Origin of the sequence: Pseudomonas sp. SWI7 (assembly GCF_006351945.1) — a bacterium.
GTDB lineage: Bacteria > Pseudomonadota > Gammaproteobacteria > Pseudomonadales > Pseudomonadaceae > Aquipseudomonas > Aquipseudomonas fulva.
In genome coordinates, this window is sequence record NZ_CP040930.1 from 1,868,507 (window position 1) to 1,882,610 (window position 14,104).

Here is a 14,104-nt window from a genome sequence, read left to right on the forward strand (position 1 = left end):
GATCAGCCGATAATTCCAAGAACGAGCGGCGCTCATGAACCTCAGCAAGGTCGATCTCAACCTGTTCATCGTCTTCGATGCGATCTACACCGAAGCTAATCTCACCCGTGCCGGGCAGATCGTCGGCATCACCCAGCCTGCCGTGTCCAATGCATTGTCCAGGCTGCGGGAGACCTTCAACGATCCGCTGTTCGTGCGCACCGCCCAGGGCATGGTGCCGACACCCATGGCGCAAAACATCATCGGCTCGGTCCGCAGCGCCCTGGCGTTGCTGCGCACCTCAGTGCAGGAAAGCCGAACGTTCAATCCCCTGCAAGCGAGCAAGACCTTTCGCATCAGCATGACCGACCTGACCGAGGCCGTGATCCTGCCGCCGCTGTTCCAGCGTCTGCGTCGCCTGGCACCTGGGGTGCTGATCGAGAGTTTCCTGTGCAAGCGTCGAGAAACGACCAAGGAGCTCGCCGCGGGACGACTGGACTTCGCCATCGATGCCCCTCTCAACACCGACCCTCAAGTGCGGCACATCAAGTTGATGCAGGACCGCTACGTCTGCGCCCTGCGCCAAGGCCACCCGCAGGCCGACAAGGCATTGAGCCTGGACGCGTACCTTGGCATGACCCACATCCACATTTCCAGCCGCCGCAACGGGCTGGGTTACGTGGACCTTGCGCTGGGCAAGATGGGCGTACAGCGCAAGGTTGCCCTGCGCTCACAGCATTACCTGATGGCCTCGCAAGTCTTGCAGCAAACCGACATGGTGATGACCGTGCCAGAGCGTTTCGCCCGCCGTCATCAGCTGTGCTACAAGCCGCTGCCTGTGGAGGTGCCTGCGTTGGAAACGCACCTGTACTGGCATGAAAGCACTGATCAGGACCCCGCCAACCGCTGGATGCGCGAGCAGATCACAGAGTTGTGCGAGCGAGTAGTCAGCGAAGAGGAACGGTCTCTGAGCGGTGCGTGAGGTAAACCGTCTGAAGGTCGTGAAGGATGGGAACATTTTTTCCGTTATGCCTGAGCGGGAGAATGCTTTTGCAAAATGGTCTTAAAAAGCTCTGATTTAGAGCAAAAGTCTCTTCGCGGCGCAGTTAATCTTGTTCAGGCACCCTCGCTCTCTTGCCAATGGACCTGCTCATGACTGACGCCCCGCTCTACTTCGATTACGCTGCCACCACCCCGGTCGACGATCGAGTGATCGAGACCATGCTTGCGTGCCTGGGTCGGCATGCCCATTTCGGTAACCCGGCCTCGAGCGGGCATGTCTACGGCAAGGCAGCGCGTGATGCAGTCGAACTGGCCCGTGAGCAGGTGGCCGAACGCGTGGGGGCGTCGCCGGCGTCGCTGGTATGGACATCCGGGGCGACCGAGTCCAACAACCTGGCGCTCAAAGGGATCGCACAGGGACTGGGCCAGCCTGGGCATCTGCTTACCAGTCAGCTAGAGCACAAGGCCGTTCTGGACACAGCGGCCGAACTGGAGCGCCAGGGCTGGACAGTGACGCGACTGCAACCGGACCGATCAGGCCTGATCCATCCCGCCATGGTTCAGGACGCGCTGCGCGCCGACACGCGCCTGGTGTCGCTGATGGCGGTGAACAATGAACTGGGAACGGTGACCGACATCGCTGCCATCGGCGAGCGGGTGCGGGCGCACGGCGCCCTGTTGCACGTGGATGCCGCCCAGGCGGTTGGCAAGCTCGACATCGACCTGGCCGGCCTGCCCGTTGACCTGATGTCCTTCTCAGCCCACAAGGTGTATGGCCCCAAGGGCATCGGTGCGCTGTTCGTCGGCCCCCGGGCCCGCGCCGGCATGCGTGCGCAGCTGCATGGCGGTGGTCACGAGCAAGGCTTGCGCTCCGGCACCCTGGCGACGCATCAGATCGCGGGCATGGGCAGCGCGTTTGCCCTGGCGGGTCAACCGGGCGACGGCGAGTACCAGCGCTTGGCACAGTTGGCCACGCGCCTGCGCGAGGGTCTATTGGCACTGCCCGGCATTACGCTCAACGGCTGCGCAACCCAGCGCGTGCCGCACACCTTGAACCTGTGTATCGAGCAGGCGGGGTTCAACAACGCGGCGCTTGCCACGCAACTGGCGCTGTCGACCACCTCGGCCTGCAATTCGGCGAACAATGCGGCATCCCACGTCCTGCTGGCCCTGGGGCTGGACGAGCGCCGTGCCCGTAACAGCATTCGCCTGAGCATCGGCAGGTTCACCACAGAGGCAGAGGTAGACAAGGCCATTGCGGTAATGGCCTCGGCATTGAAGACGGCCAGCGCTGCACTGTGGTGAATCACGCCAGCCGGGCATGCCTTTACAGGAAGGTGAATACCTGGGAGGCCGGGAGCCGCGATTTGCTCAACCCGGCATTGAAGTCGGTTTCACTGCGATAGCCCAGGCTCAGCAGCACTACGCTGGTGAAGCCTTGTTCGCGCAACCCCAGCTCGGCATCCAGGCGCTGGCTATCGAAACCTTCGATGGGGGTAGCGTCCAGGCCCAAGGCAGCCGCGCCCAGCAAGGCGGTACCCAGGGCAAGATAGGTTTGCTTTTCCATCCAATGCTGCAGGTCCTTGCGCTCGTAACGGTGCAGGTCGGCGTAGTGGCGCCGGCTCTTGTCCTGAGCCGCCTTGGCCTGCTCATCCCGAAAACGCCCGTCGAGTGCTTCCTGGGCGAGCACGGCCTCCAGGTGCACCTGGGTCATGTCGGTACGCGCGCAGAAAACGATGACATGGGAGGCATCGCGCAATTTGGGCGAGTTGTAGGCGTAGTCGGTGTCGGTACTTGTGGTCAGGCGGGCTTTGGCAGTGTCGCTCTGGGCGACGACGAAATGCCAGGGCTGGGAATTCACCGACGATGGGCTGTAGCGCAATTGCTCAAGTAAGGCATCGACCGTGGCTTGGGGAATTTGACGCGATGCATCATAGGCTTTGGTGGTGTAGCGGCGCTTGGCCAGCGAGACGGTATCCATGGGCAATTCCGATCGTCGAGAGGAAAGAAGTGCCCATGGTATCTTTCCTGCCACAAATAAAAACCGGCACAATCGAGCAACACTTTCACCCACGGAGTGACAATGCTGCGCCTTGCCGACCTCGAACTATTCGTACGCAGTAGCGCACTGGGCAGCTTCACCGCAGCTGCCCTAGAAGCGAACCTGTTACCCGGCCAGGTGGCAGCGGCCATCAAGCGGCTGGAGCGTGACCTGGACGTGCGCCTGTTCGTTCGCACCACCCGCAGCCTGCGCCTGACTGCCGAGGGCGAGCGCTACCTGCCGACCGCCGTGAACGTGCTGGAAAGCCTGCGCCGCGCTCATGACGATTTGCACGGCAATGCCACCGCCCTGCGTGGCACCTTGCAGGTTTCCGCGCCCTCGGACCTGGGCCGCAACATGCTGCTGCCGTGGCTCAGCGCATTTCGCCGGGAACACCCGGCCCTGCACCTGCGCTTCATGCTGTCCGACCAGATTGCCGACCTGAGCCGTGATCCGGTGGACGTCGCCGTGCGTTACGGCCTGAATCAGGACGCCAACTACATTGCCCTCCCCCTGGCCGACTGGAACCAGCGCGTGCTGGTCGCCTCGCCCGATTACCTGGCCCGCCACGGCCGACCCCAGACACCCGAAGCACTGCACACTCATGCCTGCTTGTTGTACATGCAGCACGGACGGGTGTACGACAAGTGGCAACTCGGCCAACGCACGGTGCACGTGCAAGGGCCACTGGTCAGTGATGATGCCGATGTGATTCGCCGCCTGGCGGTACTTGGCGAGGGAATCGTCTACAAGTCGTGGCTGGATGTCAGCGACGACCTGGCCTGTGGCAGACTGGAAATCGTCCTGCCTCAATGGCCGGGCGAGCCGACGCCGGTCACGCTGGTATGTCCGCACCGCAAGCAGCTCACGCCCGCCGTCACGCAACTGCACCAGTGGCTGCGCCAGCGGTTCGACGCACTGCAGCCGGCAGCCAGGCTCGGCAGTTGCACAAATCTTCCAGACACCTGGAACCGGGGGCATTAGGCTCGTGATACAGCCCCCGCATCAGCGTGCACACAGCGAGCTCCCATGAGTAACTGGATCGACCTCAAGCAGGACGCCGAGACCGGCATCGAGTCGATCCGCGCGCATTTCGTCGGTCATGCCTACGATCCCCATTGGCACGACAGCTACCTGGTCGGTGTGACCGAGCAAGGGGTCCAGCAATTCAATTGCCGTCGGGTCAGGCACCGCAGCGTGCCGGGTCAGGTCTTCATGCTTGAGCCTGGGGACCTGCACGATGGGCTTGCGCCTACTGAAGACGGTTTTACCTACTCTACGCTCTACCTGGAGCCGGACTGGCTGGAGCAGCAGTTGCGCCTGCTGTTCGAACACGCGCCCCGTGATGCCTTGCCCAGTTTCGCCGACACGCTGACCCAGGACCTGCAGCTCGCCCAAACCACCGCTTTTGCCTTCAATGCACTGCATGCAAACGAGCTACTCATCGTCAGGCAGTCGGCCACCGACGCCCTGCTCGCCTGCCTCACACGCCACCTGCACTGGCGCAAGCGGGTCGACCCGGACCCGCGCCTGCCGCTCACGGCGCAACGGGCCCGCGATTATCTGCATGACAACCTCGCACGGGATGTGGGCCTCCAGGAGCTGGCAACAGCCTGTGGTATCGACCGCTATCGCTTGACCAGAGCCTTCAAGGCGGCATTCGGGCTTGCCCCCCATGCGTACCTGATCCAGCTGCGTCTGGCCAGGGCCCGGCGTTTGCTCGCCAGCGGAGCCAGCCCTGCAGACGTAGCCGTCACCTTGGGCTTTGCCGATCAGAGCCACCTGGGCCGCTGGTTTCGGCGGGCTTATCAACTCACGCCGGCACACTACCGCAAACGCTGCTCAATCCTTCCAGACTGATCCGATGCAGATGGCGAGCATGGTGGCTGATCTCAAGGAGCCCCTGCACATGACGCATTCTTTCCTGCCATTTATTGCATTTGCCCTGGTTGCCAGCATCAGCCCGGGCCCGACCAATCTGCTTATCCTCGCCCAAGGTGCGCGTCACGGCCTGCGCAGCACACTGGTACCCATCCTGGCGGCTTGCCTGGCCGCTGCGGCCACCGTATTGCTGGTAGGCATGGGGCTGGGCCAATGGTTGACGCGTCACCCGCAAGTCCAGCATATGATGATGTGGGGCGGGGTGTTGTGGTTGAGCTGGCTGGCTTGGCAACTGCTGCGTAGCGCCGGCGACACCGGCGCGGCAGCCCAGGTGCGGGCGTTTACGGCAGTGGACGCGGCAACGTTGCAGGTAATCAACCCCAAAGTGTGGCTGATGGCCGTGGCCGTGATCGGCGTGTTTGCCGCGCCCGGCCTGGCGGTGTGGCAACTGGCGCTGCTGTTTCTGGTGATCGCCCTGCCGTGCATGACGCTGTGGGCGGTGCTGGGCGCAGGCAGTGCGGCCTGGCTGCAAACGCCACGCCGCATGCGCTTATTCAACCGAGCCCTGGGCGGGCTGCTCTTGCTCTCAGCGTGGGCTGCGGTACTGAGCTGAGCAGCCTTGCTGGCCTGTAAGCCACACTCAATGCGTCAGCGCGTCGCGAAAGCGGCGGGTACTGCCGACTGCCAGCAACAAGCCGACCACTGCCACGCTGCCGCCGACCAGGCCGATATTGGCCACGCCCAGGTAGCTGCCGACGATACTGCCCAGCAACGCCCCCCCGCCGATGCCAATGTTGTAGATGCCGGAGAACAACGCCATGGCCACATCCGTGGCGTCGGAAGCCAGCTTCAAGGTGCGTGACTGCAACGACAGGCTGAAGCTCAAGATCGCCACACCCCAGCACATGCTCAGCACAGCAAATGCATTGAAGCTGCCGGACAAGGGCAAGAGCAGCAGCAAGCAAACTGCCAGCATGCCGATCGAACCCACCAGAAAACCCTGGGGGAAACGGTCGCTGTAGCGGCTGAACAGGAACGAGCCGACCACGCCAGCGCCGCCAAACAACAGCAGGACCAACGTGGTGCGTTCACCGCTGATCTGCGCGACATGCAAGGCGAACGGCTCGATATAGCTGTAGGCGGTGAACTGCGCGGTGATCACCAGCGTCACCAGCAGGTAGGTGATGACCAGCGCAGGCCGCTTGAACAGTATCGGCAAGCTGCGCAACGACCCCGAGTTTTGGCTCGGCAACAACGGCAGCGATTTCATCAGGCACAGCATGGTCGCCAGCGCCACGCCGGCGATGCTCAGGAAGGTGACGCGCCATCCCAGCGCCTCGCCCACCACGCGCCCCAGGGGGATGCCGAGCACCATCGCCAGCGTCGTGCCGGTGGCCAACAGGCCCAGCGCCTTGGCCTGTTGCCCAGGCGGGGCGACGCGCACCGCCAGCGAGGCAGTGATCGCCCAGAACACGGCGTGCGCCAGGGCTATGCCGATGCGGCTGAGCAGCAGCATCGCAAAACTCTGCGACAGCCACGACAGCAGGTGGCTGACGATGAACACCAGAAACACGAACAGCAGCAGGCGCCGCCGCTCGATGTTGCGGGTCATCAGCATCATCGGCAGTGATGCCAGTGCCACGACCCAGGCGTAGATGGTCAGCATCAGCCCCACTTGCGCAGTGGTCATGTCGAAGCTGCGGCCAATGTCGCTGAGCAGCGCCACCGGGACGAACTCGGTGGTGTTGAAGATGAAGGCGGCCAACGCCAGGGCGATGACGCTCAGCCAGCTGCCGCCGCCTACAGTGGGTGGCAAATGGTCAGGTAGGGGTCCGTTCATGGCGTGAAACCGGTTCTCCACAGGCAAGGCAAGACCACGCACGTCCAGCCCCGGCAAGGAGTGGTATGAGCGTGTGTCTTATTAAAATTGGGGACGCAGGCATGGTACGCGTCATGCTTGGGCCTCACAACCGCCGTACCGAAGGAGTACCATGCGCAATCTCGGATACTGGCGCACATCAAGGAGTTCCACCCACTCATGGACAAGCAGCATCCCCAGCAGCAATGGCAGCAGGCCGTTATCACCTACGCCCAGGCCGTCAACGACTATGTCGCACAAGGCCGTGCGCACGGCTGGGACCAGCTCGAAGAACCCCGGCACCCTGCCACCGAGCACTTGCTGGACGCCTGGCGCGCCGCCTTGCGCACGGTCAATCAGCCGGCTGTCGAGGAGCACCAGCGCCAGACGTTTCGCCAGGCCTGGCCGCCAGCCCATGCGCCCTTGTTGCCCCTGCTCGATACGCACGGCCAGGGTATCGCCACGTTACTGCTGCTCGACGACGGCAGCCTGCTCGCACGGATCGGCATGCCTCACGAGAAAGGCCAGGTGGTGCGTATCGATGGTTACAGCGTGACACCCATCATCGGCGTCGAACATTTCGGCCGGTGCCCGGCTCGGCGCTTCTTCGCCCTGGCCAATGCCGAGGGTGTGCGCGTGACCGATGGATGGGGCGGCCCACAGGTGCGGCGGCTGGCCTGGCCTACCGGTTTGGAGGGGTTGCCCAAGGGCTATCCGTTCGAGCCTTTCGACCTGCCCCCCGTTGCGACTGCCTTGATACCGTTCCCCGACGGGCAACAGGTGCTGCTGGTCAGCGACGAGGGCATTTTCGTGCTATCCGAGCAGGGCGCGAGCCGGCTGCTGCCACGCCAGGAGCAGGTCGAGCAAGCGCTGGCAGAGGGCACGGACCCCGATGACATCATCCTTGGCCTGAGCATGGCCCACGGCGCTGTTTCGCCTGACGGCAAGCGGGTCGTGGTGGGCGAGCAAGCCAACCGACACCAGGTGCTGGACCATCGGTTACGGCCTGTTGCCAGTATCGGGCCGGCCAGCGAATACCCGCACTACGCCCTGTTCAACCGCGCCGGGGACCAGTTGCTGCTCAATGCCTGTCACTTCTACAGCGGCGCATCGCTGGCCGTCAGGGTGAGCGACCTGGAAGGCCTGGACACGGATTACTACAGCCAGGACCCCCGCACGCCGGTGGTGCAGGAAGGCGCACGGGTCTATGCAGGCGTGGCGCGCCAGGACGAGTACATCGTCGGTGATGCCTATGGTTATCTAAGGGCGTTCGGGGAAGACGGTAGCGAACGCTGGCAGCACTATCTGGGTTCGACCATCAGCGCGATGGACATCAGCGAGGATGGGAGAACCCTCGTCGCTGCAAGCCATGCGGGGTTCATCTCGGTGATCGCGCTCGACCGTGGCCGACCCGATTGGCAGATCGGCACAGGCCCGCATGGTGAGGTCCGGCGCTGGCTGTTCTGGAGAGGTGGAGAGAAGCCGCTGGCCTGGTAAGGCCAGCAACAGGACCTGCACCGGCTGCCCCGGAGCAGGTCAATGGCTGATCAGGCCTTGAGGGTCGCCATGTCGATCACGAAGCGGTACTTCACGTCGCCTGCGATCATGCGCTCATACGCCTCGTTGATGTGGCGGATGTCCAGCATCTCGATGTCGCAGCGAATGTCGTGCTTGGCACAGAAGTCCAGCACCTCCTGGGTTTCTGCGATACCGCCGATCAACGAGCCGGCCAGCACGCGGCGCTTCATGACCAGGTTGGCAGCATGCAGCGCAGGCTCGATCGGTTCGATCAGCCCGACGAGGATGTGCACGCCGTCGAAGGTCAGGGTTTCCAGGTAGGGATTGAGGTCGTGCTGGACAGGGATGGTGTCGAGCAGGAAGTCGAAGCGACCGGCAGCGGCTTTCATCTGCTCGGCGTCGGTGGACACGATCACATGGTCTGCTCCCTGGCGACGCGCCTCAGCGGCCTTGGCCTCGGACCGGGTGAACAGCGTGACTTCGGCACCCAGCGCCTTGGCTAGCTTGATGCCCATGTGCCCCAGGCCACCCATGCCAAGAATGCCCACCTTGTGGCCTGGGCCTACACCGTGGTGCTTGAGCGGTGAATAGGTGGTGATACCGGCGCACAGGATAGGAGCGGCGCTAGGCAGGTCCATGCCTTCGGGGATGCGTACCACGAAATGCTCGCTGACCACGATGCTGCTGGAGTAGCCACCCATGGTGTTGCTGCCATCGACGCGATCGGGCGTGGCGTAGGTCATGGTCGGGCCTTCGAGGCAGTATTGCTCGAGGTCCTTGGCGCAGGCCGCGCACTGACGGCAGGAATCCACCATGCAGCCGACACCGACCAGGTCACCGACCTTGTGGCCGGTGACCTGGGCGCCTACTGCCGTCACGCGGCCGACGATCTCGTGGCCGGGCATCAAGGGATAGACCGCAATGCCCCATTCGTTGCGGGCCTGGTGGATGTCCGAGTGGCACACCCCGCAATACAGGATGTCGATGGCCACGTCATCCGGGCGCGGGCTGCGGCGCTCGAAGGTCATGGGTGCCAGCGGGCTGGTGGGGGTTTGGGCGGCGTAACCGATAGCGGTATACATGGAGACCTCGCGGTTAAGTGAAACGGTTCATGTGAAGCATTTTGTTCCTAGAGAGGGACATTGCCCACCGCAGATTCTCCGGAAGCCTTGCCTGATTCTCCGAAGCTGCTGGTGAAGACCACGCGCGGCGGGCATAATTCGACTCCCCATGCTGTCCGATTCTCTGCCCCGGTGCTCCATGCAACTGACCCGTCACGTAGACGCCAATGCCCCGCTTTGCACGCTCATACGTCGCCTGGCACTACGCCCAGGGTTCGTGTCCACCCATCTGCCCCAGGTACAAGTGCTGAGCTGGGACCACTACGTGGCCAGCAGCCCGCAGATCTACGAGCCGAGCCTGATGATCCTGGCCCAGGGCAGCAAGCTGGCCCGCCTGGGGCCCCGCACGCTCGAGTACGGCGCCGGGCATTACCTAGTGCAGGCGCTGTCGGTCCCTTTCATGTGCGAGACCTTCGCCACGCCCGATGTGCCCTTGCTGGGCGTGGCAGTCGCGATCGACCGCGCCACGCTGAGCGAACTGGTGCAGAGCACCGGCCTTGCCACGGATGGCCCGGTACAGGCTCAGACGCCCCAGTCGATGACCTCGGCCGCCCTCGACGCGCCCATGCGCGAGCGGGTCGAGCGATTGCTGGAGTGCCTGCAAGACCCTGTGGACGCCAAGGTGCTGGGGCCGGCCCGGGTACGCGAAGTGCTGTACGCCGCTTTGCGTGGCCCACAGGCCGGGGTACTGAGAGCGTTGGTCGAGCAGCAGGGCCATTTCGCCCGCATTGGTGCTGCATTAGCCCACCTGCGCGAGCACTACAGCGAGCCCCTGAGCGTCGAGGCTCTGGCTGGGCGAGCGAACATGAGCGTCTCCACCTTCCACGAGCATTTCAAACGCTGCACGGACATGGCGCCTATGCAGTACCTCAAGCGCCTGAGGCTGCTGAAGGCACAGCAGATGCTGATCGGCGAAGGAATGGGCGTGGCACAGGTCGCCCATCGGGTGGGCTACCAGAGCACGTCGCAGTTCAGCCGCGAGTACAAACGCCAGTTCGAACGCAGCCCCGGCGAAGAATTGCCCTATCAGAGCCTACCGGTGTGAGCCCGGCGGGCTCAAGAATGCGCCCCCATCCCCTAGTGCCCAGCGCGCCAGTGCCTGGTAAGCGCCCTTTCGGGACTCGTAAAGTACACATTCCCGGGCGCTGACAAAGAACTCCGGTGGCGAGCTGGCTTCAGGGGGCTGCCCGTGAAACTCGCGAGACAGCGTCAAGTGCGGGCGAAAGCTGCGGTCTGCCACGGCGATCCCCAGGGGCAGCAGCGCCTGTTGCAGCCCATAGACCAGTTGAAGAAGCGCCGCAGGCGTATGCTGCGCCTCAAGCACCAAGGCACCGGCCTTCTGCCACACCTGCAAGCGATCGAGCACCAGCCTCGGCGCCTTGTCGGGCAGCACCAATTGGTCGACGGCAGCGCACACAGACGGCACCTGAGCCGCGTCGACATTGCCCAAGAAGGCCAGGGTGACATGGAAGTTGGCGGCTGGCACCGGCTTGCCGCTGCGCAGCGCCAGGCTGCGCCGCCACTGGGAGACATCGCGGCGCTGGGCATCACTGACCGGCAGGGCGAAAAACAGCCGCTTGAAGGGGCTGGCGCTGGAGCGTGTGTCCTGAACCATAAGATCTCCTGAAGGTGAAACCAGGGTCGCGGACTGTGCAACGCGACACCGAATCGGCCGGACAGTTTCGTAACAATCAGTACAAACTGCTGCGACGATTGTTTATGCTGGCGGGCTTATGCCATGCGCATGGCCATTTTTCGACAAGTAAACGTCCATGAAAATTGCACTCGTTCTGCTCTTCGTCTTCTCGATCGCCTACGTTCACCTGCGCGGTCGGGTACGTCACAAGCTGACTCGCCAGCTGGGTGACCATTCCAGTTTCCTGGCCCCGGTCAACAGTTTCCTTTACTTGTTCTCGAAACATCCAGCCAAGCCCTACCTGCCGGTTGAAGCCTTCCCCGAGCTACAACCGCTGCAGGAACACTGGCAGGAGATCCGTGAGGAAGCCCAGCGTTTACTCCAGGTGGGTGAAATCAAGAAGTCCGATAATTACGACGATGTTGGCTTCAACTCGTTCTTCAAAACCGGCTGGAAGCGGTTTTACCTCAAGTGGTACGGCGAGAGTCATCCGTCGGCCATGACCCTGTGCCCACGCACCACACAACTGCTGCAAGGCATCGGCACCGTCAAGGCCGCCATGTTCGCCACCCTGCCCCCTGGGGCCAAGCTGGTTCGGCACCGCGATCCCTATGCTGGCTCCTACCGCTATCACCTGGGCCTGGACACTCCCAACGACGACGGCTGCTACATCGACGTCGATGGCGAGAAATATTCGTGGCGCGATGGCCAGGGCGTGGTGTTCGACGAAACCTACATCCACTATGCGGCTAACACCACCGAGCACAATCGCATCATTCTGTTCTGCGATGTGGAGCGCCCCCTCAAGTACCGCTGGGCCACGGCGTTCAATCGCTGGTTCAGCCGCAACGTCATGGCCGCTGCCGCTGCACCCAACGATGCGGGGGACAAGACCGGCGCCATCAATCGCCTGTTCACCCGTATCTATCGCATCCGCGAACGGGGCAAGGCGCTGAAGAAGCGTAATCGCATGCGTTACTACCTCGAGAAATGGGCAGTGGTCGCCGCGTTGGTGCTGGTGTTCATCTACATCTGAGGCTGCACATGATCAATATCCGCCCCATGACGCCAGACGACTTCGAGCGCTTCTGGCCTACGCTACAGGCGGTGGTTCAGGCGCGGGAAACCTACGCCCTTGACCCCGACATGACTTTTGAGCAGGCCCGGCATCTGTGGCTCGAGCTGCCCCGGCACACACTGGTGGCCGAAGCCCAGGGCGAGCTCCTGGGCTCCTACTACCTCAAGGCCAATGCCGGCGGACCAGGCAGCCACGTGGGTAATTGCGGCTACATGGTGACCGAGCAGGCACGTGGCCGAGGCGTGGCGCGCCTGATGTGCGAGCACTCACAGAAGCTGGCTCGCCAGGAAGGCTTTCTGGCGCTGCAATTCAATTCGGTGGTTGCCAGCAACGAGGTGGCGATCGCCTTGTGGCACAAGCTGGGCTTCGAAACCGTCGGCCGCTTGCCCAAGGCCTATCGGCATGCGCATCTGGGGTTGGTGGATTGCCTTGTCATGTACAAATGGCTGGCTGATGAGCCAGTCACGGAAAAGCCTGCGCTGCTCATTGGGCGCAAGAACATCGAAGCGCGCGTAGCGCGTCGCAAGGGTCGGTAGGCAGTACAGGCGCAGGGGCGTTAGGGCCGGATGCGTGCAACGGCCCTGGGCGATACGAGCGAGGTGCGCATGCCAAGGACAGCCTTGCTCAGCGCATGAGTTATAAGATAACGTTGCGATCTTCGTTTTGATACGTGATGTCCATGCCCCCTGCAATCCTGCCAACGCCCCTCTCCCATCAACGCCTGCAGAGCATCGACGCCCTTCGCGGTTTCGTCATGCTGATCATGCTGCTGGACCACGTCCGCGAAACGTTTTTCATGCAGCATCAGGTCAGTGACCCGATGGCAGTGGAAACCACCGACCCGGCGTTGTTCGTCAGTCGCACCCTCGCCCACCTGTGCGCGCCCGTCTTCGTGCTGCTTACCGGCTTGTCTGCCTGGCTTTATGGCGAAAAGCGGCAGAGTCGCAGGGAAGTCTCGTCATTCCTGTTCAAGCGCGGGCTGTTTCTGGTAGTGCTGGAGCTCACCCTAGTGAACGTTGCCTGGACATTCCAGGTGCCGCCGACTGTGATCTACCTGCAAGTGATCTGGGCCATCGGTATCAGCATGATGGCGCTGTCAGCTTTGATATGGCTGCCCCGGGCTGGCCTGCTCGCTGTTGGGCTGGCCATCATCGCCGGGCACAACCTGCTTGACGGCGTACACTTCGACGCCACATCCCCTTGGCATGTGCCGTGGGCCATCGCGCATGACCGTACCTGGCTCGACATCAGCGCCACACTGCGTCTGCGCACATCCTACCCGGTACTGCCCTGGCTCGGCGTCATCGCCGTTGGCTACTGGCTGGGCCCTTGGTTGCACAGCGCCTGCACGCCGGCACTGCGTCAACGACGCCTGCTACAGGCTGGGTGCGGCGCACTCCTGGGCTTTGTCGCGCTACGCGTGATCAACGGCTATGGCGAAGCGCACTGGAGCATTCACCCTGCGCTGACGCAGACGCTGATGAGTTTCTTCAACATCACCAAGTACCCTCCATCACTGCTGTTCCTGATGTTGACCTTGGGCGTTGGGCTGCTGTTGCTGCGCGCATTCGAGCGCGCCGGGCACCCGCGCTGGATCGCAGTGCTGGCGATGTTTGGCGCAGCCCCGATGTTTTTCTATCTCCTGCACCTGTACGTGCTCAAACTGCTGTACCTGAGCGCAGTGGGCGTGTGGGGCGCCAACCAGGGCGCCTACTTCGGTTTCGAGACCATTGCCGCAGTCTGGCTGACGTCGGCCCTGCTACCGCTGATGCTCTACCCACCTGTGCGCTGGTTCGCCCGGTTGAAGGCGCGCAGGCGTGACTTGGCGTGGCTGAAGTATTTCTAGGCGCTAAATCAGCCCCTTAAAGCGTTTCACCCGGCGGCGCGATGGTCTACCATGCGTGCCCCCCGGTTTCCACCGCTCAAATCAATAGTGAATCCCGCGTTCGTCTTGCGCGAGCCACCGGGAACTGCCCAACAGGAGATCGTC

14 protein-coding genes are annotated in these 14,104 nt (G+C 63.0%); 10 read left to right on the forward strand and 4 right to left on the reverse strand.

The window, feature by feature from the left end; all coding sequences use genetic code 11:
* Nucleotides 1-34: 34 nt before the first annotated feature.
* Together FH041_RS08430 and FH041_RS08435 are read left to right on the forward strand one after the other, a co-directional pair.
* A complete protein-coding gene (locus FH041_RS08430; RefSeq protein ID WP_027914678.1) occupies nt 35-961 on the forward strand; it encodes a LysR family transcriptional regulator in 927 nt (308 codons plus the stop codon).
* A gap of 170 nt (nt 962-1,131) precedes the next feature.
* A complete protein-coding gene (locus FH041_RS08435; RefSeq protein ID WP_027914677.1) occupies nt 1,132-2,286 on the forward strand; it encodes a cysteine desulfurase family protein in 1,155 nt (384 codons plus the stop codon).
* A gap of 22 nt (nt 2,287-2,308) precedes the next feature.
* Here the strand turns inward: FH041_RS08435 and FH041_RS08440 are convergent, their stop codons facing one another.
* The gene (locus FH041_RS08440) at nt 2,309-2,962 is read right to left on the reverse strand and encodes an oxygen-insensitive NAD(P)H-dependent nitroreductase NfsB (protein WP_027914676.1); all 654 of its coding nucleotides are present in this window, start codon (nt 2,960-2,962) and stop codon (nt 2,309-2,311) included.
* Nucleotides 2,963-3,064: 102 nt separating this feature from the next.
* Here FH041_RS08440 and FH041_RS08445 point away from each other — a divergent pair, with 102 nt between their 5' ends.
* From FH041_RS08445 to FH041_RS08455, 3 genes are read left to right on the forward strand one after another with little or no spacing between them, the layout of a single operon-like run.
* Nucleotides 3,065-4,006, forward strand: a complete 942-nt coding sequence (locus FH041_RS08445; protein ID WP_049696172.1) for a LysR family transcriptional regulator — start codon at nt 3,065-3,067, stop codon at nt 4,004-4,006.
* 45 nt (nt 4,007-4,051) lie between these two features.
* Nucleotides 4,052-4,882 (forward strand): AraC family transcriptional regulator, encoded by an 831-nt coding sequence (locus FH041_RS08450; protein ID WP_027914674.1) that lies wholly within the window; start codon nt 4,052-4,054, stop codon nt 4,880-4,882.
* A 49-nt stretch (nt 4,883-4,931) separates the two neighbouring features.
* Nucleotides 4,932-5,516 carry a LysE family translocator gene (locus tag FH041_RS08455; RefSeq protein ID WP_027914673.1) on the forward strand — a complete coding sequence of 195 codons (585 nt, stop codon included), beginning with the start codon at nt 4,932-4,934 and terminating at the stop codon, nt 5,514-5,516.
* A gap of 27 nt (nt 5,517-5,543) precedes the next feature.
* On the opposite strand, the gene FH041_RS08460 is transcribed toward FH041_RS08455, so the two are convergent.
* On the reverse strand, nt 5,544-6,743 hold the full coding sequence (locus FH041_RS08460) for a sugar transporter (protein ID WP_140174395.1): 1,200 nt from the start codon (nt 6,741-6,743) through the stop codon (nt 5,544-5,546).
* A gap of 198 nt (nt 6,744-6,941) precedes the next feature.
* Here FH041_RS08460 and FH041_RS08465 point away from each other — a divergent pair, with 198 nt between their 5' ends.
* Entirely contained in the window at nt 6,942-8,258 is a 1,317-nt protein-coding gene (locus FH041_RS08465) for a hypothetical protein (protein ID WP_049696173.1), read from the forward strand.
* A 50-nt stretch (nt 8,259-8,308) separates the two neighbouring features.
* Here FH041_RS08465 and calA read toward each other — a convergent pair whose 3' ends face one another.
* A complete protein-coding gene (gene calA / locus FH041_RS08470) occupies nt 8,309-9,361 on the reverse strand; it encodes a vanillin reductase (protein WP_027914670.1) in 1,053 nt (350 codons plus the stop codon).
* Between the two features lie 178 nt (nt 9,362-9,539).
* On the opposite strand from calA, the gene FH041_RS08475 reads away from it, so the two are divergent.
* Complete coding sequence (locus FH041_RS08475) at nt 9,540-10,445, forward strand: AraC family transcriptional regulator (RefSeq protein WP_027914669.1); 906 nt, start codon at nt 9,540-9,542, stop codon at nt 10,443-10,445.
* Here the strand turns inward: FH041_RS08475 and thpR are convergent.
* Nucleotides 10,434-11,015 (reverse strand): RNA 2',3'-cyclic phosphodiesterase, encoded by a 582-nt coding sequence (gene thpR, locus FH041_RS08480; protein WP_042139309.1) that lies wholly within the window; start codon nt 11,013-11,015, stop codon nt 10,434-10,436. The genes FH041_RS08475 and thpR overlap by 12 nt on opposite strands.
* A gap of 157 nt (nt 11,016-11,172) precedes the next feature.
* On the opposite strand from thpR, the gene lpxO reads away from it, so the two are divergent.
* The 3 genes from lpxO to FH041_RS08495 all read left to right on the forward strand — a co-directional run bounded on the left by lpxO (nt 11,173) and on the right by FH041_RS08495 (nt 13,960).
* Entirely contained in the window at nt 11,173-12,072 is a 900-nt protein-coding gene (gene lpxO, locus FH041_RS08485) for a lipid A hydroxylase LpxO (RefSeq protein ID WP_027914668.1), read from the forward strand.
* A gap of 8 nt (nt 12,073-12,080) precedes the next feature.
* Nucleotides 12,081-12,650: a GNAT family N-acetyltransferase gene (locus FH041_RS08490; RefSeq protein WP_027914667.1), complete on the forward strand. Its 570-nt coding sequence runs from the start codon at nt 12,081-12,083 to the stop codon at nt 12,648-12,650.
* 143 nt (nt 12,651-12,793) lie between these two features.
* On the forward strand, nt 12,794-13,960 hold the full coding sequence (locus FH041_RS08495) for a DUF1624 domain-containing protein (RefSeq protein WP_042139336.1): 1,167 nt from the start codon (nt 12,794-12,796) through the stop codon (nt 13,958-13,960).
* Nucleotides 13,961-14,104: the final 144 nt, after the last annotated feature.

Excerpts from the sequence above, each read along its gene's own strand:
- FH041_RS08430 (WP_027914678.1), top strand. The coding sequence starts at position 35 with ATGAACCTCAGCAAGGTCGATCTCAACCTGTTCATCGTCTTCGATGCG.
- FH041_RS08435 (WP_027914677.1), top strand. The coding sequence starts at position 1,132 with ATGACTGACGCCCCGCTCTACTTCGATTACGCTGCCACCACCCCGGTC.
- FH041_RS08440 (WP_027914676.1), bottom strand. The coding sequence starts at position 2,962 with ATGGATACCGTCTCGCTGGCCAAGCGCCGCTACACCACCAAAGCCTAT.
- FH041_RS08445 (WP_049696172.1), top strand. The coding sequence starts at position 3,065 with ATGCTGCGCCTTGCCGACCTCGAACTATTCGTACGCAGTAGCGCACTG.
- FH041_RS08450 (WP_027914674.1), top strand. The coding sequence starts at position 4,052 with ATGAGTAACTGGATCGACCTCAAGCAGGACGCCGAGACCGGCATCGAG.
- FH041_RS08455 (WP_027914673.1), top strand. The coding sequence starts at position 4,932 with ATGACGCATTCTTTCCTGCCATTTATTGCATTTGCCCTGGTTGCCAGC.
- FH041_RS08460 (WP_140174395.1), bottom strand. The coding sequence starts at position 6,743 with ATGAACGGACCCCTACCTGACCATTTGCCACCCACTGTAGGCGGCGGC.
- FH041_RS08465 (WP_049696173.1), top strand. The coding sequence starts at position 6,942 with ATGGACAAGCAGCATCCCCAGCAGCAATGGCAGCAGGCCGTTATCACC.
- calA (WP_027914670.1), bottom strand. The coding sequence starts at position 9,361 with ATGTATACCGCTATCGGTTACGCCGCCCAAACCCCCACCAGCCCGCTG.
- FH041_RS08475 (WP_027914669.1), top strand. The coding sequence starts at position 9,540 with ATGCAACTGACCCGTCACGTAGACGCCAATGCCCCGCTTTGCACGCTC.
- thpR (WP_042139309.1), bottom strand. The coding sequence starts at position 11,015 with ATGGTTCAGGACACACGCTCCAGCGCCAGCCCCTTCAAGCGGCTGTTT.
- lpxO (WP_027914668.1), top strand. The coding sequence starts at position 11,173 with ATGAAAATTGCACTCGTTCTGCTCTTCGTCTTCTCGATCGCCTACGTT.
- FH041_RS08490 (WP_027914667.1), top strand. The coding sequence starts at position 12,081 with ATGATCAATATCCGCCCCATGACGCCAGACGACTTCGAGCGCTTCTGG.
- FH041_RS08495 (WP_042139336.1), top strand. The coding sequence starts at position 12,794 with ATGCCCCCTGCAATCCTGCCAACGCCCCTCTCCCATCAACGCCTGCAG.